The organism is Chitinophaga sp. 05T412, from assembly GCF_056396465.1.
The window spans coordinates 474,179-497,954 of the sequence record NZ_JBFTLN010000001.1; the positions used below are offsets into that span (position 1 = coordinate 474,179).

General features: G+C 45.2%; 21 protein-coding genes. 10 read left to right on the forward strand and 11 right to left on the reverse strand.

Annotated features, from left to right (window positions below; translation table 11 throughout):
- Window positions 1-12: 12 nt before the first annotated feature.
- On the reverse strand, window positions 13-1,506 hold the full coding sequence (glpK, locus tag AC1DFM_RS01755; protein WP_477075006.1) for a glycerol kinase GlpK: 1,494 nt from the start codon (window positions 1,504-1,506) through the stop codon (window positions 13-15).
- 49 nt (window positions 1,507-1,555) lie between these two features.
- A complete protein-coding gene (locus AC1DFM_RS01760; protein ID WP_477075007.1) occupies window positions 1,556-3,160 on the reverse strand; it encodes a glycerol-3-phosphate dehydrogenase/oxidase in 1,605 nt (534 codons plus the stop codon).
- A 372-nt stretch (window positions 3,161-3,532) separates the two neighbouring features.
- Here AC1DFM_RS01760 and AC1DFM_RS01765 point away from each other — a divergent pair, with 372 nt between their 5' ends.
- Window positions 3,533-4,303: a DeoR/GlpR family DNA-binding transcription regulator gene (locus AC1DFM_RS01765; protein WP_477075008.1), complete on the forward strand. Its 771-nt coding sequence runs from the start codon at window positions 3,533-3,535 to the stop codon at window positions 4,301-4,303.
- 81 nt (window positions 4,304-4,384) lie between these two features.
- Here the strand turns inward: AC1DFM_RS01765 and AC1DFM_RS01770 are convergent, their stop codons facing one another.
- The 5 genes from AC1DFM_RS01770 to AC1DFM_RS01790 all read right to left on the reverse strand — a co-directional run bounded on the left by AC1DFM_RS01770 (window position 4,385) and on the right by AC1DFM_RS01790 (window position 9,445).
- Complete coding sequence (locus tag AC1DFM_RS01770; protein ID WP_477075009.1) at window positions 4,385-5,734, reverse strand: RNA-binding domain-containing protein; 1,350 nt, start codon at window positions 5,732-5,734, stop codon at window positions 4,385-4,387.
- Window positions 5,735-6,032: 298 nt separating this feature from the next.
- On the reverse strand, window positions 6,033-6,617 hold the full coding sequence (locus AC1DFM_RS01775; RefSeq protein ID WP_477075010.1) for a pentapeptide repeat-containing protein: 585 nt from the start codon (window positions 6,615-6,617) through the stop codon (window positions 6,033-6,035).
- Window positions 6,618-6,644: 27 nt separating this feature from the next.
- A complete protein-coding gene (locus tag AC1DFM_RS01780; protein ID WP_477075011.1) occupies window positions 6,645-7,190 on the reverse strand; it encodes a TetR/AcrR family transcriptional regulator in 546 nt (181 codons plus the stop codon).
- Between the two features lie 123 nt (window positions 7,191-7,313).
- Window positions 7,314-8,789, reverse strand: a complete 1,476-nt coding sequence (locus AC1DFM_RS01785; RefSeq protein ID WP_477075012.1) for an aminotransferase class V-fold PLP-dependent enzyme — start codon at window positions 8,787-8,789, stop codon at window positions 7,314-7,316.
- A gap of 2 nt (window positions 8,790-8,791) precedes the next feature.
- Window positions 8,792-9,445 (reverse strand): DUF4395 domain-containing protein, encoded by a 654-nt coding sequence (locus tag AC1DFM_RS01790; RefSeq protein ID WP_477075013.1) that lies wholly within the window; start codon window positions 9,443-9,445, stop codon window positions 8,792-8,794.
- Window positions 9,446-9,611: 166 nt separating this feature from the next.
- On the opposite strand from AC1DFM_RS01790, the gene AC1DFM_RS01795 reads away from it, so the two are divergent.
- Complete coding sequence (locus tag AC1DFM_RS01795) at window positions 9,612-10,649, forward strand: sensor histidine kinase (protein ID WP_477075014.1); 1,038 nt, start codon at window positions 9,612-9,614, stop codon at window positions 10,647-10,649.
- On the forward strand, window positions 10,642-11,322 hold the full coding sequence (locus AC1DFM_RS01800) for a LytR/AlgR family response regulator transcription factor (protein WP_477075015.1): 681 nt from the start codon (window positions 10,642-10,644) through the stop codon (window positions 11,320-11,322). Before AC1DFM_RS01795 ends, AC1DFM_RS01800 begins: the two co-directional genes overlap by 8 nt.
- On the opposite strand, the gene AC1DFM_RS01805 is transcribed toward AC1DFM_RS01800, so the two are convergent.
- Window positions 11,319-12,743 (reverse strand): MFS transporter, encoded by a 1,425-nt coding sequence (locus AC1DFM_RS01805; protein WP_477075016.1) that lies wholly within the window; start codon window positions 12,741-12,743, stop codon window positions 11,319-11,321. The genes AC1DFM_RS01800 and AC1DFM_RS01805 overlap by 4 nt on opposite strands.
- Before the next feature lie 80 nt (window positions 12,744-12,823).
- Complete coding sequence (locus AC1DFM_RS01810; protein ID WP_477075017.1) at window positions 12,824-13,678, reverse strand: helix-turn-helix domain-containing protein; 855 nt, start codon at window positions 13,676-13,678, stop codon at window positions 12,824-12,826.
- 160 nt (window positions 13,679-13,838) lie between these two features.
- On the opposite strand from AC1DFM_RS01810, the gene AC1DFM_RS01815 reads away from it, so the two are divergent.
- The 3 genes from AC1DFM_RS01815 to AC1DFM_RS01825 are packed head-to-tail and all read left to right on the forward strand — an operon-like array spanning window position 13,839 to window position 14,657.
- Window positions 13,839-14,375: an RNA polymerase sigma factor gene (locus AC1DFM_RS01815; protein ID WP_477075018.1), complete on the forward strand. Its 537-nt coding sequence runs from the start codon at window positions 13,839-13,841 to the stop codon at window positions 14,373-14,375.
- Window positions 14,376-14,406: 31 nt separating this feature from the next.
- Window positions 14,407-14,547, forward strand: a complete 141-nt coding sequence (locus AC1DFM_RS01820) for a hypothetical protein (protein ID WP_477075019.1) — start codon at window positions 14,407-14,409, stop codon at window positions 14,545-14,547.
- A complete protein-coding gene (locus AC1DFM_RS01825; RefSeq protein ID WP_477075020.1) occupies window positions 14,526-14,657 on the forward strand; it encodes a hypothetical protein in 132 nt (43 codons plus the stop codon). Before AC1DFM_RS01820 ends, AC1DFM_RS01825 begins: the two co-directional genes overlap by 22 nt.
- Window positions 14,658-14,733: 76 nt before the next feature.
- Here the strand turns inward: AC1DFM_RS01825 and AC1DFM_RS01830 are convergent, their stop codons facing one another.
- Both AC1DFM_RS01830 and AC1DFM_RS01835 read right to left on the reverse strand, forming a co-directional pair.
- Window positions 14,734-15,438: a hypothetical protein gene (locus AC1DFM_RS01830; RefSeq protein WP_477075021.1), complete on the reverse strand. Its 705-nt coding sequence runs from the start codon at window positions 15,436-15,438 to the stop codon at window positions 14,734-14,736.
- A 179-nt stretch (window positions 15,439-15,617) separates the two neighbouring features.
- Complete coding sequence (locus AC1DFM_RS01835) at window positions 15,618-16,562, reverse strand: FecR family protein (RefSeq protein ID WP_477075022.1); 945 nt, start codon at window positions 16,560-16,562, stop codon at window positions 15,618-15,620.
- Window positions 16,563-16,729: 167 nt separating this feature from the next.
- Between AC1DFM_RS01835 and AC1DFM_RS01840 the strand changes: the two genes are divergently transcribed.
- The 4 genes from AC1DFM_RS01840 to AC1DFM_RS01855 all read left to right on the forward strand — a co-directional run bounded on the left by AC1DFM_RS01840 (window position 16,730) and on the right by AC1DFM_RS01855 (window position 23,767).
- Window positions 16,730-17,809: an ArsO family NAD(P)H-dependent flavin-containing monooxygenase gene (locus AC1DFM_RS01840; protein ID WP_477075023.1), complete on the forward strand. Its 1,080-nt coding sequence runs from the start codon at window positions 16,730-16,732 to the stop codon at window positions 17,807-17,809.
- Window positions 17,810-17,988: 179 nt separating this feature from the next.
- A complete protein-coding gene (locus AC1DFM_RS01845) occupies window positions 17,989-18,588 on the forward strand; it encodes an RNA polymerase sigma-70 factor (protein WP_477075024.1) in 600 nt (199 codons plus the stop codon).
- A gap of 78 nt (window positions 18,589-18,666) precedes the next feature.
- Window positions 18,667-19,851 (forward strand): FecR family protein, encoded by a 1,185-nt coding sequence (locus AC1DFM_RS01850; protein WP_477075025.1) that lies wholly within the window; start codon window positions 18,667-18,669, stop codon window positions 19,849-19,851.
- A gap of 337 nt (window positions 19,852-20,188) precedes the next feature.
- A complete protein-coding gene (locus AC1DFM_RS01855) occupies window positions 20,189-23,767 on the forward strand; it encodes a SusC/RagA family TonB-linked outer membrane protein (RefSeq protein WP_477075026.1) in 3,579 nt (1,192 codons plus the stop codon).
- The last annotated feature ends 9 nt before the right edge of the window (window positions 23,768-23,776 follow it).

The window sequence follows — 23,776 nt, forward strand, 5'->3', positions numbered from 1 at the left end:
ATGTAAGATGATTTATTGGTGAGCCCATGCTTTAGCTGCATGTACAGCTTTGTTCCATCCGTTGATCCAAAGCGTTCGTTGTTCGGATGCCAGCGCTGGTGTGAATGATTTTTCCATTTGCCACTGGCTGCTGATAGCGGCGATATCTTTCCAGTAACCGGTGGCCAGGCCTGCCAGATAAGCGGCGCCCAGTGCAGTCGTTTCCGTTATACCGGGGCGTACGACCGTAGATTCCAGGATATCGGCCTGGAACTGCATCAGCAGGTTATTTCCGGTAGCGCCGCCATCTACGCGCAGTTCGCGGATACTGATACCAGCATCTGCTTCCATGGCTTTCAGCACATCCATCGTTTGATAAGCGATACTTTCCAGTGCAGCGCGGGCAATATGCGCCGCGTTGGTGCCACGGGTCATGCCCACCAACGTACCACGGGCATGCTGATCCCAGTGAGGTGCGCCTAAACCGGCAAACGCTGGTACGAGATAAACCCCATCGTTTTGCGGTACACTGGCGGCCAGGGCTTCTACTTCTGAGGAAGCGCGGATGATGCCTAATCCATCCCGCAGCCATTGCACAATAGCGCCTGCAATAAAGATGCTGCCTTCCAGTGCATATTGCACTTCTCCGTTTATTTTCCAGGCTACCGTGGTGAGGAGATTATTTTTACTGATGATAGGTTTGCTGCCAATATTCATGAGCATAAAACAGCCGGTGCCATAGGTATTCTTCACCATACCGGGAGCAGTACACATCTGGCCGAAGAGGGCCGCCTGCTGATCGCCGGCAATGCCTGCAATAGGAATCTGCACCGCGAAAATGCCGGGGGCGGTTTGTCCGCATACTTCGCTGGACTGCTTCACTGCCGGCAGCATAGACGCAGGTATATTGAGCAGTGTCAGTAATTCGGTATCCCATTCCTGCGTGTGAATATTAAACAGCATGGTGCGGGAAGCGTTGGTGATATCGGTGGCATGTACTTCGCCATGGGTGAGGTTCCACACCAGCCAGGCATCTACAGTGCCAAAGGCCAGCTTGCCTTCGTTGGCGCGTTCACGTGCGCCGGGTACGTTATCCAGTATCCACCTGATTTTGGTGCCGGAGAAATAGGCGTCGATGACCAATCCTGTTTTTTCACGCACCATGGTTTCATGACCGGCAGCTTTCAGCTGGTCGCAAAACTCCGCAGTGCGGCGGTCCTGCCAAACGATGGCGTTATACACAGGTTTACCGGTTTCCCGATCCCATACCAACGTGGTTTCTCTTTGGTTGGTGATGCCGATGGCAGCAATGTTACCTCCTTCCAATCCTGCTTTGGCCATGGCTTCTGTGGCCACGCCGATCTGGCTGCTCCAGATTTCGGCGGGATCATGCTCCACCCAACCGGGTTGTGGAAATAGCTGGGTAAATTCTTTTTGTGCCGTGGAAATAACGGCGCCTGCCTGGTCGAATATAATGGCTCTGGAACTGGTGGTGCCCTGATCCATTGCCATAACGTACTTGATCATGTTTCTCTTTTTTGTTACGTGGATATTACGTGGTCTATTTTCGTATATGCTATACAGTTACCTTCAATTGTTGGTGTATACTTTCATTGTGGAGCAGGTAATGTTGTGCTACCTGTATAAAGTTGTTCACTTGTTGTTCCTGCCAGCTGGCGTCTTTATTCATTTCTTTCGCCATAATAGCGGCAACGGCGGGCGCCATATCGATGGCGGCTTGCGCATCCAGAAAGAGTGCGCGTAAGCGCCGTGCCAGCACGTCTTCCACGGTTTGTGCCATTTCATGTTGTACGGCCCATACTACCTGTGCTTTGATATAGGGCAGTTGCGGATGCAGCGTGGCAGACAGTTCCGGGCGGAGACTGCTCAATGCCTGTATGCGCACAGCATCGCTGCCGTATACATCCAGTGGCGCCGGTGCAGAAGGACGCTGCTGATAACCGTGGATATGCAATTCCTTTGTATTGCAGGCCGCCGGTGTGAGTCCACCAGTTTTGATGGCTTGTTCTACGGTGTCTTCCGCCATTCTGCGGAAGGTGGTCCATTTGCCACCGGTGATGGTAATAAGGCCAGAAGGCGCGACCAGTATTTTATGGCTACGGGAAATTTCTTTGGTGCTGCCGGTATTTTTTTGTGGCGCGGCCAATGGGCGCAGCCCCGCAAATACGCTGAGTACGTCTTTTCTGCCAGGCGGGCGTGATAAGTATTTCCCTGCCGTATTCAGGATAAAGCTGATTTCTTCTTCCAGTGCAATTGGTTCCGGACTATGTTCATCTAATGGAGTATCTGTGGTTCCGAGGAGCACTTTATTATGCCAGGGCACTGCAAACAGTACACGGCCATCATCCGTTTTAGGGATCATGATAGCGCTGTTGCTATTCAGAAAAGAAGCGTCCAGCACCAGGTGTACACCCTGACTGGGTTTCACCATATTGGGTGCGGAAGGGTTATCGAGTTGTAATACTTCATCTACAAATACGCCGGTGGCGTTTATCACGGCTTTGGCGGACAGGTTAAACGTTTCGCCTGTTTCCAGGTCTTGTGCACGTACGCCGTTTACCTTGCCTGCGCTGGTTTTCAGCAATCCGTTTACTTTGCAGTAATTCATTAATACCGCGCCATTTTCGGCAGCTGTGCGGGCGATATCCACTGCCAGGCGGGCATCATCAAACTGGCCATCGTGATAAACGATGCCTCCTTTTAATCCCTCTTTACGAATGGTAGGCAGCCGGTTGATCACTTCGCTGCTGCTGATATGGTGAGAACGACCAAGACTTAATTTTCCGGACAGCAGATCATATACTTTAAGACCAATGGTGTAGAAAGGTCCCTGCCACCAGCTGTAATGTGGAATAATGAACTGTTGGTTATGCGCCAGGTGCGGGGCATTCTTCAATAATAAACCTCTTTCGTATAGGGCTTCCCGTACGAGGGCGATGTCGCCCTGAGCCAGATATCTTACGCCGCCATGCACCAATTTGGTACTCCGGCTGGAGGTGCCTTTGGCAAAATCTGCTTGTTCCAGCAACAGCGTTTTATAGTTCCTGGTAGCTGCATCCATGGCAATCCCCAGGCCAGTGGCGCCTCCACCTATGATGATCAGGTCCCATGGCTGATCTCCGGCTGCTTTTAGCTGTTTTACCGATTCCGTTCTTTTCATTTTATTACTTAAATACCTTATTATTTATTTCACTTACTTCCAATACGGTCATTTTTAAAACAAAAAGAACCAATTTGAAACCAAAATATAAAATAAAATGAAAAAGCAAAGAAATAGATTGATAAACGGAAATAAAAGCAAAGTATTTTTTTATATAGTTTAAAATCAATAAATTACATATATGCAACGAGATGTGATTGTTCAAAAAGATGTTTCAAATTATTTCACATCTTCCTAAAATCCTAAAAACAAACGGGTAAGATTACCACAAAATGAAACCATAAATAATAATATGGAATCATTAGCGGATATTTACAACGGGCTCATAAATAAACTGTGCAGACCCATTTTAATGCGTTAATTTTAGCTGATATGTCTATGATCAATATTGCTGAACGTCATAAGTTTATCCTGAGTAAACTGCATGAAAAAGGATACGTCAATGTATTGGAATTGTGTAAAGAGCTGGATGTATCAGGCGTGACTATACGAAAAGACCTCAAGCTGCTGGAAGATAAAGCGCTTTTGTACCGGTCGCACGGTGGCGCCACGGTACAAAATCCCTATACGATCGATAAATCCGTGAACGAAAAAGAAAGTATCCGCAAGGAAGAAAAAAACCTGATCGCTCAAACGGCGGCAGCACTCATCGTTCCCAATGATGCTATTATCATTGCCTCCGGTACTTCTGTATTATCACTTGCAAAAAATATACATCCCAAAGGAAAGCTCACCGTCATCACCGGCGCCCTCAACGTAGCACTGGAATTGCTGCGCCGCCCGGAAATTGAAGTCATACAGCTGGGCGGACATCTCCGCAACAGCTCCACTTCTGTGACAGGGCCTTATGCGGAAAAAATACTGGAAGACTTCTCCTGTAGTAAATTATTTCTCGGCGTAGATGGCATTGACCTCGAATTCGGATTAACCACCACCAATATTATGGAAGCGCACCTGAATCAGAAAATGATGGCGACTGCGCAGAAAACAGTAGTACTGGCCGATTCCAGCAAATTCGGCAAAAGAGGTTTCGGCAGGATCTGCGGACTGGAAGATATCGATGAAGTAATTACCGACAACGGTATCTCTGAACATGTGGTGAAAAGAATGGAGGATCTGGGTGTAAAGGTAACTGTGGTGTAAGCAGCGCGGCATAAGTTAACATTGTAGGATATGTACAATCACCAATGCTTAATGCTGAGACCACTAAAAACTGATACAACATCAACGTATAATCCTCCAATGCCCTCCCTTATCCGGCCCAACACGCTCCAGCTTATTTTCATGCTGTAGCTTTTGGAGATTTCTTTCTATAGATCTTTCAGATATATTTATTCTGGCCGCCAGCTCCTGTATAGTAATCTGCGAATTCGCCTTAATAAAACCAATAATTTTCTCCGACGTTTTCTCCGACGTTTTCTCCGACATTTTTGGTATTTTCTCCGACGCACCCTCCGACACCACATTTACGTCATTTTCACGGAACTCAATCATAAACCCTGTAGGATCATAACTGAACGCAGGCGCCGGCAGACCTGCATATTTACATTCAGTAATCATTTTGATTGTACCAATTCCCCAGGTTTCAATAAGTCCGGCGCGAAAAAGAGCAATTGCAATATCAGGATTATAGGGAACTGATGGATGCTTCCGCGTTAACCGCTCTACCGTCCAATGATCTGGAAGTTGCCCGGAATTCCAGATCATAATCTTATCCTCATATACACTTACCTGGATGGGTATCCCGCTACTATAATCTTTATGGGCAATAGCATTCAAAACGGCCTCCCGCAATGCAGCCTCTGGAAAGGGATAAACTTCAATCCGGTTAATTCCGTCATATCGAATACCCGCCTTCATGTACTTTGTCAATAACAAGTCCATAGTTTTATTCACCTGCTCAAACAAATGCCCATGAATGGTGTCCTGAAACAACAAATTATCATCAGTTCTGAAGAACCCGATCTTAACAAATGCACCCGCAACAAATTTTTCTGGGTTGGGATGAAAAAGTAAAACTACTGCGCGTTTCAAATAGGCGCCTTCATAAAGTTTAAGATTCTCTAACAGTAATCTATTCGTTTCTTTTAAAACCTCCGCTGACAAACGCCCTGTCCTGCTAGCATTTTTACGAAAAAAAGAAAACGCTTCTTTACTCAGACTGCTCAGCGTTAAATGCGGAACAGGCACTCCATCCCAGCGCTTCCCCTGCTTTTGCAGCAAAAATTTATCAAGCGCTGCGCCCTTCAACTCCTGTTTAGTGCTACCACTCCTATAGTAATATTGTCCTTTATAACTTACCGGACTAGGATAGGAATCCACATGAATTTCCAGATATTCTATATGTTTCTGTTGCCGTATATTCACGGCTACCATAATGCCTAATACATCCCTTACCTTATTCGGTATTTCCTCCAACAAGTGACGTGCATTCGTAATTCCCAATACCTGCCCATCATCATTCATTCCAATTATAATAGTGCCTCCTTGCGCGTTTGCAAAACCACATATCCACTTAAGATACTCATCTCGCCAGGTTTCCTTCCACTCTATATTTTGGCTCTCCTTGTTCATATATTACTTCTTATAAAATAAATTATGACTACACTTCTAAGATCGGAAATTTCAGGCACTGGATAATCACTTTCACTATAGAAAATGACAATTTATTTTACACCAAAAAATAATTGGTAAACTGTTTTTCCAAAAGGTTATAATAACTTCAACACAACAATACACTTCGACTCTACTACTTCCTTACATAAAAAAATACACCGGTATAAGATTATACCGGTGACTGCTTAACCTACAACTGTTACACTGTAACACAAAAACTTTCCGGCACATGGCTTCCATGAAGCCTTTCACATGCTCATTCAATATCCAGATTATATTTATACAATAACCCGGCAAGATTCATCGCAGAAAACTTCGTTTTCTTCATCTTGTTACCATCCGGATCTATGGAGAAATTCAAGGCAGTTCTAAAATCTACTTTTTCCAAATTGGTTTGTAAAAACCTCGTAGCAGTTAAATCGCAATTCCGAAAGACCGATGCCGTCAGGTCAACTTCCGTGAAATCAACTTCTTTCAGGGAGCAATCCTGGAAGGTGGTCTTCCTCAGCTTAGTACCAAAAAAGGTGGAATAATCCAACAAACATTCATCGAAGGTAAAGGAGAACATGAAGCTATTACACCGGCTGAAATCGACTCCTAATATTTTACAACCGGTAAACCGCGCATCTCTGAAACCAGCGCCATCCAGTGTTACCATGGAAAAATTGCACTGCCGGAAATGACAGTCCACAAAATCATTGCCCCGGAGATCACTCTTTGAAAAATCACAACCTACAAATTCACATTTCAAAAATTCTCTGTTAATTAAACGTTTTTCTGCATAGTCCACATCCGTAAACGTTTTATGCTCATGTACTACAGGTCCGTTTGATTGACTCATATATGATGATTGTTGGCGCAGGAAATACTATCCTTTCAAGTGCTTCAATAGTTGTTGCTTCTTTTTATCGTCTAACACAGAGAAACCAAAACCTTCTGAATACCAAATGCCATCAGCGACGAGTAACATGACCAGGCTTTGCATGCTCTGCTCCTTACCATTTGCTGGCATAATGTGCTCAGCATACCAGTCATCCCATTGCTGCCTGTATTGCGGATGCACCAGGATCGTTTTAATCACCACACGCATCAATTGCTTGTACTTCTCATCTTTGCTTTTGTCGATCACAAACTTCAAATAGGCATAAGCTTTATCGGTATTGCCAGACTCCTTCATGTGCGCCTGTATCCATTCCGTTAATCCTCCTAAACTCTGCTTTATCAACTCTTCCAACAACTCCTCCTTGTTCCTGAAGTGATGGATAATACCTCCTTTACTCAAGCCAGTTTTGTCCGCAATCGCCTGAAAGGTCACCTGGTGCCAGTCGCCTGCCGCCCCTATTTCCGTTGCCGCATCCAGTATCAGCTGCTTATTCAGTTCCGGTTCCTTTTTCCTTTTGTAGGCATTTTCCATCTTTCAAAGATACCGAATATACGGTTTGTTTCAAAAAAAAGTTCTATCGTTGAATTGTTAGTATAACCATTTATTTATCCTACGGCGGGTGAAAATAAGCGACCGGCAGGAATAGACTTTCGTTTATTCCTGCCAGGTATCCGGATTAAACCAGCTATTTACCACTGCCTGTTCTCCGTCCTTAATACCTTTAAAATAATATTCATTAGTGGCCATATCATACTCATAATCCTCCCGCCATGCTACCACATTCGCCATCGTTGTCGCCACGGCATTCATGATGAAATGCATCTCTGCATTCGTCATGGTAGGATGCACCGATAACCTCACCCATCCCGGCTTACACGATAAATCACCGGAAAGAATAGCATCTCTGATGGCATAAGACGCCCGTTTATCCACCGCCAGCAACCAATGCCCGTAAGTACCGGCGCAGGAACAACCACCTCTCATCTGAATGCCGAATTTATCGTTGAGCAGTTTTACAAATAAAGCGTAAGGCACCCCATCCGCTATAAACGATACTACGCCGGCTCTTCGTGTGGCATGAAGCTCCAATAAGTGCAACCCGGGTATAGCAGCGGCTCTTTCAAAAATAATCTTCAGCAATTCCGCTTCCCGCCGCAGGATATTATTCACGCCCATGGCTTCTTTCAAACGTATACACATCGCGGCTTTGATGCCTTGCAAAAATGGTGGTGTGCCGCCATCCTCCCGCTGTTCAATATCTGTGATATAAACACGCTCCTGCCAGGGATTACTGTAAACCACCGTGCCGCCGCCCGGATGATCCGGTACCCCGTTGTGGTACATCTTCTTATTAAAAATTAAAACACCCGGGGTACCAGGCCCACCTAAAAATTTATGCGGAGAAAAATAAATGGCATCCAGGTACGCATCTCCGGCAGCAGGATGCATATCGATAGCACAGTAAGGCGCGGCACACGCAAAGTCCACAAAACACCGGCCGCCATATTGATGCATCAACGCAGCAATGTGATGGTAAGGCGTGTAAATACCCGTCACGTTGGAGCAGGCTGTTACCGCGGCCATCTTATTCCGGCGATGTTTGAACCGTTCCAACAAGGAACGAAAGTGTGCCAAACTCACATTTCCATTTTCATCTGCTTCAATTATCTCTACCGTGGCATTGGTTTCCAGCCAACTCAAATGATTACTGTGGTGCTCCATATGTGTTACAAAAACCACTGGTTTTTCATCAGCAGACCGCAATCCCAATAACCGTTGCAATTTATTAACGGCGCTGGTCATACCGCTGCCACAAAAAAGCAGGGCGTCCTGCTCATGGGCATTGACATGCGATTTAATCAGCTGCTTCGCCTTTTCATATGCAACAGACATTCGTGTGCCCGTTACCGTAGTAGTGGTATGTGTATTCCCCACAAAAGGTAATATCTCCTGCTGCAAATATTGCTCAATAGGTCCATAAGCGCGGCCACTGGCAGTCCAGTCGGCATACAGGAGTGTTTGCTCCCCATAAGGAGTATTAAATTTTTGCTGATATCCGATGATGTTTTTCCGGTAGACAGCAAAGTAATTTTCCAAACTGCTGCTACCCGTGATGGCCCCTGGTATCATACTTACCTGGATTTAGCGGATTTAAATAAATCATGCGGTGGCTTACTGAATGTTTTCTGTAATACCTGTGGCGATAGAAAAACACTCACCGCAAACAACAGCAATACCACCCATTGCGCTGCAGAGATCTTTTGAATAGGCTGTTTAAAACGGGTATCACAAATCTCTCCAGGGCAGTACTGTACTTTATCTTTAAAAAAGAGCGGATACACCAAACAGCCTAAGCAAATGCCAAATACGGCTTCAAAAAACAGGAATATCAGGCAAATCAGACAGCCAATACCCGTAATAAAACTGTAGGCATTGACAACTACCAGGAAAGTAAACATCACTCCGGACAACACAATGCCAATACTCCATGCAAATCGTTTTTGCCTGGCGCCCACATACTCCGGCGTTTGGTTACGTACCATAAAACGCCCGATGATCAAGGCCGGAGCATACCGGGGATTAATAAATACCCGTATCAGCAAATCCAGCAGGAAGATGGGAATAAAATATTTTACCAATATAAAATTACCATCAAAAAGAATAAACATTAAAGAGGTATAAGTGAGTAGAAACAGGATGCCCGCGGCAGCCCTGATTTCTCTTTCATTCAGCACGGGGATATCATATCCCGCTACTATTTCGCCGAACTGTATTAGCTTGTTCATGTTATTGGTTGTTTGTTGTACAAGGTTAGCAAATAAGGACCACCGTCCTATTGCGTTGTCAACGAACAACGGGTATTGGTAAACAAACAACACACTATTGTATACCTGGGGGAGAGATTAGGAGGATGTAAAATATTTATCGACATTTATCCCAGCAAACAGTCACATGAAGAAGCTATCCGACATCAAGCGATTTAAGCTATACGTATGGTTAATACCTGCTTTTCTGCTGCTAAATCTGGTGGCAGATGCAGCGGATGATGCCAGCAACTTCCCGCTGCGGATAGTGAATGATACCTGGCTGACCATCTATTTATCGATCGCTAACTATCAACTATTTGAGCGTACCCTGTCTAAATTAAGCTGGCAAAAATTTATCCGTTCTTTCTTGCTGCTGATACCCTATGTATTCATCTTTTCACTGGGATTCTACCTGTGGCGAACACTGGGAGTAACGCTGCATATTTATACGCCACTTGGTAAGCCTATTTCCATCGATTCCAGGATTGGCGACCTTACCGGATATGCCCTCGGCTCCGTGATATTCTTTGGTGTTATCCGGCATATTTATAATTACGTAAGATTGAAACAAACAGCGCAGCAATTACGCATCGAAAGTCAACAGGCCGAGCTGAACTATCTTAAGTCCCAAACGAATCCACATTTTTTATTCAATACCCTCAACAATATCTACTCACTGGCAAGAGACAAATCAGATCTTGCGCCGGAGTCCATCCTGCGGTTATCCAAAATACTACGGTATATGCTATACGAAACCAGCGGCCCGTATATCGCAGTGGAACAGGATCTTAAAATTATTGACGACTACATCGCGCTGGAAAAACTACGCTATGATGATTCATTACGTATCAACTTTAACTATGATCTTGATGATCAGAAACAATCGTTGCCGCCCCTGCTGCTGATTCCACTGGTGGAAAACGCCTTCAAGCATGGGGTTTCAGAAACGAGGGAACAGCCCTTCGTGGATATCCATCTCTCCATCAAAAATAAACAGTTGCTGTTCGTCGTAAAAAATTCCACCGGCGATACAGCCGGCGAGCAACCGGTAAAAGAGAATATTGGTCTTTCTAACCTGCGGCGACAATTACAGCTGCTATATACAGACTATCAACTCCATATTGTACCCGGCGACTATGTATTCACCGCTACCCTGAAAATAAATCTTGCACATCATGCCTAAAATAAAGTGTATCATCATAGAAGACGAGCCACTGGCAGCAAAAGTACTCTGCGACTATATCTCAGATGTACCCTTCCTGGAATTACAAAAGGTATGTAAAGATGCTATTCTTGCTTCCGAATTCCTCCAACAGCATACTACCGACCTTATTTTTCTGGATATCCATCTGCCAAAACTAAAAGGAATGGCTTTCCTGAAAACACTGGCCAATCCGCCGGCAGTCATTGTTACCACCGCCTACCATCAATATGCTGTAGAAGGCTTCAACCTGAATGTCACCGACTACCTGTTGAAGCCCATTGAATTTGAACGGTTCCTGACGGCCGTTAATAAAGTGAATGCTGCGCAGACAAAAGTCTCCCGCCAAACAGCGGAAGACTTTATTTTCGTGAATGTACAAAAGCGGAAAGTAAAGGTGCTATTCTCTGAGATTTTATACATTGAAAGCCAGCGGGAATATGTAAAAATCGTCACCATCAAAAATGAATACCTCTCTAAAATGAGTACCCATGAAATTGAAGCGTTACTCCCCGCCAATGCCTTCAAACGTATACACCGGTCGTTCATTGTAGCCGTACATAAAATTGACGCTTATACGGCAGAAATGGTGGAATTAAACGGCATCCAGCTGCCTATTGGAAGAGGATACAAAGAAGTAATAGATAACCTTTAATCGGCCATCTTCCCATAATACCGGTTCACCGCCAGCACCAACAGCACCAGGACGGGCGCCGCCAGGAAAGTACTATACAACAAAGTAGCTGCCCTACTCGCTCCTTCCAATCCGCCGGGTACTGTCATACCACCCGCATTGGTAATCACACCACCTAGTGCGGCACCAAAGGTCATCGCAATCAATTGAACGGTAGTGATAGAGGAAGAAGTCAGCTCTTGTTCTCCGGCAGGCGCCCAGGAAAACACATGTACAATCAGGTGTGGCCAACAACTGCCTATGCCGGCACCAACCAGTAACAAACTCACGCACATCAATATCAGATGAGCAATACTATTGTCTTTCGATGCCAGGTAAGTAAGCCCGGATAATCCCATTAACATTAACACCGCACCTGCCAGCGTTAAAGTCCGCAAAAATTTCACCGGCATACCCGCAAAAATAAGAGAGGCAGCCGTCCACCCCATAGCCACCAGGATAGTGACATAGCCGGCTTCCAGTGGTGAAAATCCCTGAATGGTTTGCGCAAAATAAGGGATGAATATTTCTATCGCCGCCACAATAGTTAACAACACGGCCACCACATAAATAGCCCCCAATGGCGAAAAGAAACGATAAGCGCCTGTAGGTAATAACCGGATACTACCAACGCGCTCCGTGGATACCAGTATCCCCATAAAAAGCAATGCTATGCCCACTCCTGCAATATTTGCCGTGATACTTTCCATCACGCCGCCTATAGAAACTGACAACGCCGCCAATACCAGCCACGTTAATTTCATATAAGGAACCCGTGCTGGTGCGCTGCCCTCATGTTGCGCAGGCAATGCCGACTGGATAATCAGCAGCAAAATAATGCTGATCAGTAAAATAGCTGCAAAGGCCAGCCGCCAATGCCCATACTGCGCAAAGATGCCACCAATCAACGGTCCGGTGAAAGCACCAATCCCCCACATCCCTGATACCAACGCCATTCCCCTGACCCACAAAGCGGGTTCAAAAACAATCCGTATCATGGCATAAGAAAGTGCAAACAGCAACCCTCCGCCTATCCCCTGTATGAACCTTCCCAACAGCATCACGTACATGGTAGGAGAAGCCATACAGATCACCGTTCCGATACCAAAGAAAATAATCGCCTGCCGATAGGATTTACGCGGCCCCAAACGCGCCAGCCCATTCGCAGAAATAACCGACCCAATAATAGATGCGACTACAAACGCCGTCGTATTCCATGCATAATATGCCAACCCGCCAATTTCGGCGACAATAGAAGGCATGATAGTAGCAGATAAATAAATGTTGGTAACGTGCAATACTACTCCCAGCGCCAGCCCTATGGCTTTATATTTATTACTTCCAGCAAACAATTCCGCCCATCCCGCCTTTTGGACTATGTCCGTTGTTATACTTGTATCCATATCTTGTATTTAATTGGATACAAAATTCGCTGGAGTAGCGCATTACAGCAACTCCTATACTTCGGAAACAATCACCATTTCTACGGATTCTCCCGATATTGACCGGGCGTAATGCCTGTTTTGGATTTAAAAAAACGGCTGAAGTGAGAAGGACTATCAAACTGAAGGTTATACCCGATTTCTTTTACAGACAACTCAGAATGCTTTAGTAAATATTGTATTTCCAGCAACATGCGCTCGTGAATAATTTCCAGCGCCGTTTTACCCGTTTCTTCCTTTACGGTTTCACTCAGATGTTTTGAAGTAACACCCAGTGAATCGGCATACGAGCTGATGCCCCGTTGCTGTGCAAACTCCGTTTCCACCAACTGTTTAAACTGATAGGTCAACTGATACTGCCGGTTCATATTCTTTTTAAAACGAAGCAAACATTTCTCGCAGGCGCGATTATAGTAGTACAACAGCTCCATCAAAACAAGCCGGATAATATTGAGGTGAAATGGACCTCCTTTTTTCTTTTCCTTCGCAATGGCATTGAATTTGGCCTGCATACAGCGGAAGGCTTCCTGCTCCAGTGGATATAGCGGTGGAAAGTCCGGATTTAAATGCAGCAGTTCATCAATAATGTTTTCCCGGACATGTGTTTTGTATAAAAACCCCTTCGTGAAAACAATCTGCAACGCCTCAAGATCATCGGTGATCTCATCGGCCATATAAATAACATGCGGTGACACAATAGCCACATGCGAAGCCGATACGGTAAAATTATGATAGCCAACTGTCATCTCCGCACTGCCAGATAACACAATCAGCAGGGTATAATAATCATTCATCACCGGATGGCCCGCCTGCAGCGTTTCATTTCCTTTAAAGAAATCGAACTCCGTATCATTGGACCCCGGTATATTCCTAACGGGTAAGCGAACTTTTTTCATTTTCTCATCAAATAAGCAAATATCCAAAAATACGGATTTTATCGGGTCCCCATCCTGCCATTGTCATCACCATTTCATTTTCCAGAAAAAGAGACGGCTTAACATTCCTGTAACATAGCCGCCTTATATTTATATCCGGATCAAGTTACAACCTCGAACTATGTCTGATAGCCCTCCTAAAGCACTTTTTGAAAAAATATTTGAGGAGAACAATGCGAAAGTTTACCGGTTTGCTTTTAAGTTAACCAATGATGCTTCCAGAGCGCAGGAAATCACCCAGTTATGTTTTGTTCGTTTGTGGGAAAACATAGATCAGGTGAAAAAAGACCAGGATGTTTTTCCTTTGCTGTTTGTGTATGTGAAACATTTGGTGATAGATGAAAGCCGTAAACTGTACCGGGAAAGAAAGGCGCTGTCGCAAGCTGCCCAGGATCAACCGCACAGCACCGGTAGCGGTGAAAATGCATTTCTTCAAAAAGAATTTAGCTCACAGTTGATGAAGCTGGTAGAAAGAATGCCGGAGCAGCGCCGTCATGTATATACGCTAAGCCGCGACCATGGCTATAGTCATAAACAAATAGGTCAGGAATTATCTATCTCGCCCGCTACCGTAAAAAATCACCTTACCGCTGCCCTTCAATATATCCGGAAAGAGTTAAGCCACCATTTTTATGTTGATATAGAAAGACGGAAATAACCTTGTCTGCCACCTTTCCTAAATTTTAAACATGAGATTTCCTAACACTTTGTTTGTACTGTGCATGATTGTACTGCTGGCCGCCTGTAGCAAAAAAGACGATTCCCCGGCTGTACCTACCGGCCCCGTTACCCAACAGGAAATCAATCAGTGGCAAAAGCATTGGCCGTGATTGCCGGCAACGCCCGCACAGCACCGAAAAGCAACTCACCTGCACGCACCAACGTATATGATGCGCGGCATCAGGCAGCCTTAAATAGTGTGGTCATCTTACCAAAATAAAAGAAGGGAAAAAGGGGCTAACAACAACGGCATATGCGTAAAGATTCAAATAGGGTTTCCGCATTACTTGTGTCTTTTAATGCAACCTGGCGGTTTTTAACGCCGACTGCTTCACAGGTAAAGGATCTAATGTAATATGTTCAACAGCAGTGCGGCTGCCCGTTCCCAGCAGCAATAAGCCGCCGATGAATCCTGTTCCCGCAATACGGTAGTAGTTAATATGCAGATGTTTCAATACGCCGGAACTATCGTCCGGCTCTTTTCCGCCATAGCTCAGATGACTGAGCGTAGGGGCATCAGGGTTATCCAGCATCAGATGTTTCTTTTCCACAGCCCCCTTTCCCAACACAATGATACCGGAAGCACCGTTGAGGGTCGTCTTCGTCACATTAACTTCGATGGGCCGCTCAGCGGTACCGGGTGCGCAGATATGCGCGCCGCGGGTAATAATCAATCCACCGCTACCACTACCATCTTTTTTATTAATGGCCGAAGGCAATACATGTATCGTAGTACCTGCTTCCACCCGTAATGTGGCCTCATTGGTTACATACACCCAACCATCAATATACCAGGGATGGTTGGCGGTCAATAACGTGTTGGTGGCAATCACATGCCGGAGGGTATCGGAAACAGGGATCATTTCCATTTTAATATCCGGTGAAGCAGGAGGTTTCACCTCATCATTTTTTTTGCAGCCAGCCGCTATAACGGATAAGCTGCCCATTCCATACAGGAGATATGGAAGTAAACGGGTTATATGTTTTTTAGCGGGGTGCATGATGTTATCAGTGGGTTTAGTTATAGTCTTGTCCAGCCATCAGCCCTGTTACCCAACATCACTACCAACATCGCTGCTACAGCAACAAGACATTTCTTACTCATAGGAATTTTAATAAATCACAAAACAAGAAGATATTATCAGAGCTCTATCGCATCAACGGAGCATAAGGCTGTACTTTATTTTTTATGTTGATTTAAATGATGAATGCTACTTTTGCTGCGTGCGTGGAACGTGCTATCATCTATCTGAACAAATGCGATGTTATGCACATATCCCAGGCTGGATAATATTCTTTCCAAAGGCATATCCCGGCTGAATTCACCTGAGATCTTCTTTTTTGCTAATTGTTTTTCTTCCAGTACAATTTTGCAACCATAGCGCTGCTGTAATTTCGCCAGCGCATCGGCTAACAGGGTATTATCGAAATAAATTTTTCCTTTCTTCCAGTCCAACACTTCATTATCAGCAAATGCCAGCAGCTGTGGATCTTTCCCGGGTACGTACTGCAACATTTGTCCAGGTAACAATATTTTATCCGCATTATCAGGCATACTCACCGCTACTTTTCCTTCCACCAAACTTACCTGTATGCTGCCATCGGCTTTATTGGCAGTGGCAATGTTAAACGAAGTACCCAATACGGTAGTAGTAACATTACCAGTATGCACCAAAAAAGGACGCTGGTCATCTTTCACTACTTTGAAATAAGCTTCTCCTTTCAACCACAGCTCCCGCCGTTTTTTATTGTATTGCGGTTCACAGATAACGGCAGAATGAGCATTCAACCATACTTCACTACCATCTGTCATGGTAAATAATTGTATGTTGTTGGTTCTATTACTCAGCGTATCCCATTTCACTGCTACCGGACGTGGTGCCGCACGTTGCTGCCAGAAAAAAGTGGCTACTGCAATGGTCCCTAGCACTGCAGCTGCTGCCCCATACCAACGCCGGTATATTTTAGGTTTCATCACCACCGGTTCATCAATAGCCTTCCATTGCTCCATCATAAACTCGTCCAGTAACGGAGTATCACCTCCATTCAGCCAACCTTCTACGGTACTGGCTTCCTGTTCGGAACAATCTCCTTTAAAATACTTTTCAAGTAACTGTTTATCCATATCCCTGCTTTGGGTGTTTTCAGAAAGAGTACGTTCGTGAATTAAAATACTCCTAGTCGGTTTTACGGGTTAACAATTTGGTAATAATCGCCCTTGGGAGATATAAAAAAGAACAGCATTCCGCATAAGGTTTTTATCTTCACAGGAGTTCCTAACACTTGGGCGATATGACAACAGCAGGCAGCACGATATACGATGTGATTATTATAGGTGGCGGCCAAACCGCCCTGGCGGCGGCTTATTACCTCCGCAGAACCCACTTCAACTACCTGATTCTCGATAGTGAAACGCAGCCCGGTGGGGCATGGCAACATTGCTGGGCCTCCCTGTCATTATTTTCACCAGCGCAATGGAGCTCCCTTCCCGGTGTATTAATGCCAGGCGGACAACATTATTATCCCTCCCGTGAAGAATTTCTGCAATACCTCCAGGCATACGAAGCACGGTATCAGTTCCCCGTAGTCAGACCCGTGAAAGTAACTGCTGTACATAAAGAAGCAGGTATTTTTACACTGGCCACCAGCGCCGGAAATTATTTCGCCAAAACAGTCATCAGCGCTACCGGTATTTATACCAATCCATATACGCCGCAAATAGCGGGTATGGACGTTTTTCAGGGTGCGTTAATACATGCGTCGCAGTACCAGGAGCCCGCGCCATTTACCGGCCTGCGGGTGGCCATTGTAGGCGAAGGCAATTCCGGTGCACAGATTCTGGCAGAACTATCCCAGGTAGCCGACACGGTGTGGATCACCCGCAAACCACCGGAGTTTCTGCCGGATGATATAGATGGGAAAGATCTGTTTGACGCGGCCACGCAACAATACGAGGCCCAGAAACAAGGAAAAGATTACCAGCCACTCTCTATTGGAAAAATTGTAATGGTGCCCTCCGTGAAGGAGGCCCGTGAAAGAGGGGCATATGAAAATGTACTTCCTCCTTTTGATCATTTTTATGAAACCGGATTGGGATGGACCAGCGGCTGGAAAGAACCCGCTGATGCAGTGATTTTTTGTACCGGCTATAAACCCGCCCTCTCGCACCTGACGCCATTAAGCATTACACAAGGCGATGGAAAAATCCATACAAAGGGCACGCGCGCTACGGCTATTGATGGCCTCTGGTTAATGGGATATGGATCATGGACCGGCTTTGCCTCTGCGACTATCATTGGGGTAGGTCGCACCGCCAGACAAACTATCGAAGAGTTAACCGACTTCCTGGAAGCAACAACACCTGTTGCCTGATCGGCGATGCTATCACCTGATAAAAGTATTGCTGTTCCCCATTGTGTACCAGCTACCGGATAATAATTCCGGATTAAGGTTTTATATTTAGCACCCGAAAGCATACCGGGTACAATTATCAACCAGTTTTGAACTATTTTATCGTTTTTCCTAAATTTATCAAAACCATTTCATAAAGATTGGCGCTAACGTCTGTTCATAATGAATCAATATTGCTGGCACAGGTAGCCGGAGGAGATGAAAAGGCTTTTACTGCCCTGTTTAACGCCTATCATCAACCTTTGGGAACGTTTGTAATGACATTGACAGAGTCCCCAGAAATGACGGCAGAAATAGTGCAGGACGTTTTTATAAAAATCTGGATGACCCGGCAGGAGCTGTACGCTGTAGAAAAGTTTACCGCTTATCTTTTTATACTTACCCGCAATTATACGCTCAACTGTTTGCGTAAATCCGCCAACGACCGTAAAAAGCAGGTTCAATATGGGCAATATGTGAGCACAGCTACCTCACCTGTCACGGAAATCAGTACTGCAGACACCGATTATTTTTCTTTAATCGATAATGCCGTGGCACAACTACCTCCCCAGCAGCAGCAGGTATACCTCCTTAGCCGCAAAGAAGGGCTGAAACATGCCGAAATTGCCCGGCAAATGGGTATTTCAAAGGAAACGGTCAAGAAGTATGTGCAGCTCTCCGTAAAGGCGATTGCTAACTTTATTAAAATCAATGCGCCCCTGCTGGCACCCGTTTTTTTATGCTTCCATCATAAATTATAAAAAAAATTTCCTGGGCAATACCCCCTTTTTTTAATTCGCTGTGTCTTTAACATAAACACGGCAGCTAATTCACGTAGCATGGACGACAAAAGGCTTATCGCATTATTTCATCGGTATATCGACAAAACAGCGACCCTGGCTGAAAAGCAGGAGTTAATGGCGCTGATTGCCCAACCGGAAAACGATGCCCTCGTGAAAGAGCTGATGAATGAAACCTGGGAAGAACTGCTGCCGGATACGCCACATTTCAGCGAAGCCGAGAGCGCTGCCATGCTGCAACAGGTATTGGCTACCCGCGCGGTAACCGTTGATATCCGGAAGCGACCACGTCGTATAGGCGTGATGGTAGCTGCGGTGACTACAGGCGTATTACTAATGGCTGCCGGTGCCTGGTGGTGGCAAAACAACCATACAACAGCGCCCGTGAAACTGGCCGGCCAGAGCCAGATAAAAAACGATATCGCCCCCGGCATCACCAAAGCGACCTTACAGCTGGCCGATGGCTCTCAGATTACGCTGGATAGCAGCCGTACCGGTACGCTGGCCCAACAAGGCAATGTGAAAATTGTGCAAACCAATGGCGGAGAACTGGCCTATAGTGGCTCCACCACCGCCAATGCAGCCGTGCAATACAACATCCTCACCACTCCCCGTGGAGGCGAATATCAGGTAACCCTGCCCGATGGCACCAAAGCCTGGTTAAACGCGGCCAGCTCCCTGAAATATCCCACCGCTTTTGTGGGAAATACCAGAACCGTAGAGCTTTCGGGAGAAGCTTACTTTGAAGTAGCTGCGAATGCTGCCAAACCATTTACCGTGCACACCAATAAATCAACCATAGAAGTACTCGGTACTCATTTTAATATCAATGCTTACACCGATGAGAAAACGACCCTGACCACCCTGCTGGAAGGAGCCGTAAAAGTAAGCAGCAACAACGGACAAACTATTTTATCACCAGGTCAGCAAGCCAACATCAATGCCAGCAGCGGAGCCCTGCAGGTAAAAACAGTAGACACCGAAGAAGCCATTGCATGGAAAAACGACCAATTCGCCTTCCGTGATATGAATCTGCCCACCATTATGCGCCAGATCGCCAGATGGTACGACGTAGAAATTGTGTATACAGGTACACCGTCTGCGGATGAAATCAGCGGTAAAATTTCCCGCAATTACAACATCTCACAGGTATTAAAAATGCTGGAATATACAGCCGGCATCAAATATTCGGTGGATGGGCATAAGGTAACTATTTATAACTAAGTGAGCACTTAACAAACGCATTCAAAGCATTCCCCACCAGGAATCTTATATAATATCCGTCAACCAAACATACACCTCCCTAACCCGGAGTGTCAACGATATGTACAACCAAAAGCTATTGTTCATCCTTAAACACGTATGCCTTATAAACAATACCCAACATTAACTTTTGCCGAATAAAAAAACCGGCGATGTTAGCGCATCTCCGGTTGTACAGGCAATTAAATATCGTCGCGAAACACATATTTCCTTACCTAAAATCAAATGTATGATTTTTACCGCTTGGTGCCAAAACAAGTGCGGCACCGCATTTTTACACTCTAAAACATGGATGGTTGTGAAATTGTCTGTAATACTTTTGCTGGTGGGTGCCCTGCACGTGAGTGCAACCGCCTTTTCCCAAAAGGTTACATTAACTGGTCAGCGCCTCTCCCTGCAACAAGCCTTTAAGAAAATTGAAGAGCAAACAGGTTATCTTTTTCTCTACAAAAAAAATGTCATTGCAGCCGGCAACCCGGTTAATGTCAACATGAAAGACGCATCCCTGAATGATGCGCTGACAGCCGTGTTCCAGGGTCAACCACTGGACTATACGGTGATGGAAAAGAACATCCTGGTAAAACTCAAAACACCGGAAAGGTCTAATCTGCTGGCGATGGCGGATACCACCACCAAATCTATTTCCGGTAGCGTCAGAGATGCCAAAGGCCGCCCTATTCCGGGTGTCACCATCCGCGTAAAAGGGAAAAACACCGGCGCCATCTCTAACCCCGAAGGTTACTTCACGGTAAATAATATAACAGATGACGCGGTATTGATGTTCCGTGCACTGGGATTTACGCCCTCAGAAACCATTACCAGAGGAAAAAATAGCCTGAATATCGTATTACAGGAAGATGAATCTAAACTGAATGAAGTAGTGGTGACCGGCTTCGGAGAAGAACGCAAAAAACGCTCTTTGGGTTACTCGGTCACTGAAATCAAAGGGGAAGATGTTACCCGTGCCAATTCCGTGAATCCTATCGCGGCTTTACAAGGACTGGTACCCGGGTTACAGGTAACTCCCGGTAACGGCGGCCCACAGGCCACTCCACGTTTTCTGATCAGGGGAAGTTCCTCCCTGGACGCGTTCAGAAATACGCCCCTCATTGTAGTAGATGGTATTGTGATGGACGACCAGGTAGTATTACCTAACAGAGGAGGAGAACAGGATTTTGGTAATATCCTGAAAAACCTTAACCCGGATGATATCGCCTCTATCTCTGTACTAAAAGGTGGTGCGGTAACAGCATTATATGGTAACAGGGCCGCCAATGGCGTTATCCTGATTACCTCCAAGAAAGGTTACTCCAAAAAAGGACTGGGTGTATCCGTTAATCATACCGAATCATACGATAAACCATATGCTACCATTGCTTATCAGAACCGTTTTGGATCAGGTACCGCCCCGGATAATTTTATTGCCCCTGGCCCGGATGGCATAAAAGGAATCGATCCAAACACTTATGGCTTCGGTTATGGCCCTGAAATGAAAGGAGAAACGGTAAAGGATATCAACAGTATGCTCATTAAAAACTCTCCGTTCAATGTATTAAGCCTTTATCGTACCGGTAAATTTATTAACTCCAATGTGGCAGTAGAAGGTGGTAATGAAATAACAACCTTCCGCTTCTCCTATTCTAACAACAGCAGTGCTGGCACCACACCTAAAAACGATTTCAAGCGCAACAGCTTTAACCTGCGCGCCACCCATCGTTTATCTAAATCGGTCCTGTTAGATGCGAATGTAGCCTATGTACGCAGTAATGCCTTCAATCCCAACTATGCGAGCGGTGATAACAATATGATCTATAACCTCGCATTTGGTATCCCCAGAAACTACAATCTCGATTACTGGAGAAATCACTATATCGACTCCGTAAATGGTGGTATTAATAAGAATGATCCTGTTGGTAACTCCAGCATATGGTTTACACTGAATAAAGATAATCAACGACAAATTGAAGATAACTTTCGTGGTAATCTTACTTCAAAAATAAACCTGACACCATGGTTAACATTTGAAAGCAGCACGGGGGTAAACCTTTATTCTACTTCCTACGACAAAATGAATGTAGGCCGTGATTCTGCATTCTCAGGTCCTGCCGGCTATTATTATACTTCGCTTAAAAGAATACTGCAAACACGTTTAAAAGGGAATCTTAATTTCAATAAACAAATCAATGCGTTTGATCTGTTTTTGCAGGTAGGTGCGGAACTAAACAACTCAGAAAGCAAATCCAATACCGGCTATACCAGGAATGGCCTTAAAATACCCATGGTATATCGCTTATCAAATTCAGTAAAGGACCCTTATGCAGAAGAAGGCTCTCCTAACAAATACCAAATGGTATCCGGATTCTTCCAGGGTAGTATTTCCTGGAGAGACATGTTAACATTGAATATCTACGGGCGCAACGACTGGAACTCTACACTCCTCTACCCTGATGGTCACGGAGACTACTCGTACTTCTATCCCGGAGCCGATCTGGCCTGGATATTTACAGAAACCTTTAAACTGCCGGAATACATTAACTACGGTAAATTAAGAGCGTCTTATATTATTGCGGGCAACGGTACTACGGTATATACCACTAATACCGGCGCCTATGTAACAAATGATAATTACAATGATGCTTTTGGTAATAGTATTGAGCGATATAACTTTCAATCCACTACCCTTGGTAATCTTCACCTGAAACCGGAAAGAAGTTACAAAATGGAATTCGGTACAGAATTGAAGTTCTTCAGAAACAGGCTGGGAGCAGATCTGACCTATTATAAACAAAATACCAAAAACCAGATTATTCCATTGAAAGTACCTTCCGAATCTGGTGTAGACAACGCCCTGATTAATAGCGGTAACGTACAAAACCAGGGTATTGAGCTGGCTTTATATGGATCTCCAATAAAAAATAAAGCATTCTCCTGGGATGTTTATTTTAACTATACCCGTAACCGTAGCAAAATTGTAGATCTTGCTCCGGGTGTGGATAAACTCGGGCTGGAGGGAGATGACGGCATCCGTACGGTAGCCATTCGTGGTGGTGAATACAGCACAATGGTCGCCTCCTATGGTTATGCCCGTTACCAGGCTAAAGATGCAAATGGTAAACCTGTCAACAGCGCACTGAATGGCAAACCTGTGTTAAAGGCAAACGGCGTATATCTGCGGCAGACCGATGATCCTAATGCAACCGACAGAGAAGCGGTGATCGGATCTTCTGTACCTAAATTCATGGGAAGCCTGAGAAATACTTTTAATTATAAAGCTTTCTCGCTTTCCTTTATGCTGGACTCCAAGTTTGGTGGCTATGTGTACTCCAATAGTTATAACTATGGCTCACAAGTAGGTATGCTACAGAATACGCTACCTGGCCGTACAAAAGACCTGGGCGGTATTGAATTTAAAGACGCGGCCGGTGTTACCCGTACAGATGGTATCATCCCGGATGGTGTTTTTGCAGATGGATCAGTAAGACTGGGTATTGATGGTCAGAATCACAACGTAGGTGGTATGACTTACCAGGAGGCTTATGATAAAGGTATCGTTCGTCCAATACGCGCATACGCTTACTATAACAATGCCTTCAGCTGGTTTGCCGGTATCCGTGAAAGATCCGCTCATGAATCATCATGGGTGAGTTTACGCGATGCTTCGCTGAGCTATGACTTGCCTACACGCTTTGCGTCTAAAATAAAATTCAATGGTCTGCGACTAACAGTAGGAGGCAGAAACCTGCTATACCTATACAATAGCCTCCCCGACAACGTGAACCCGGAAGATTATATATCCAGCGGTTCCGGTGCAGCCTTCCTGGGTGGCGGTACACCATTGTCACGTACTATGTACTTTACTGTTAATGCCAGTTTCTAAGCAATTGGC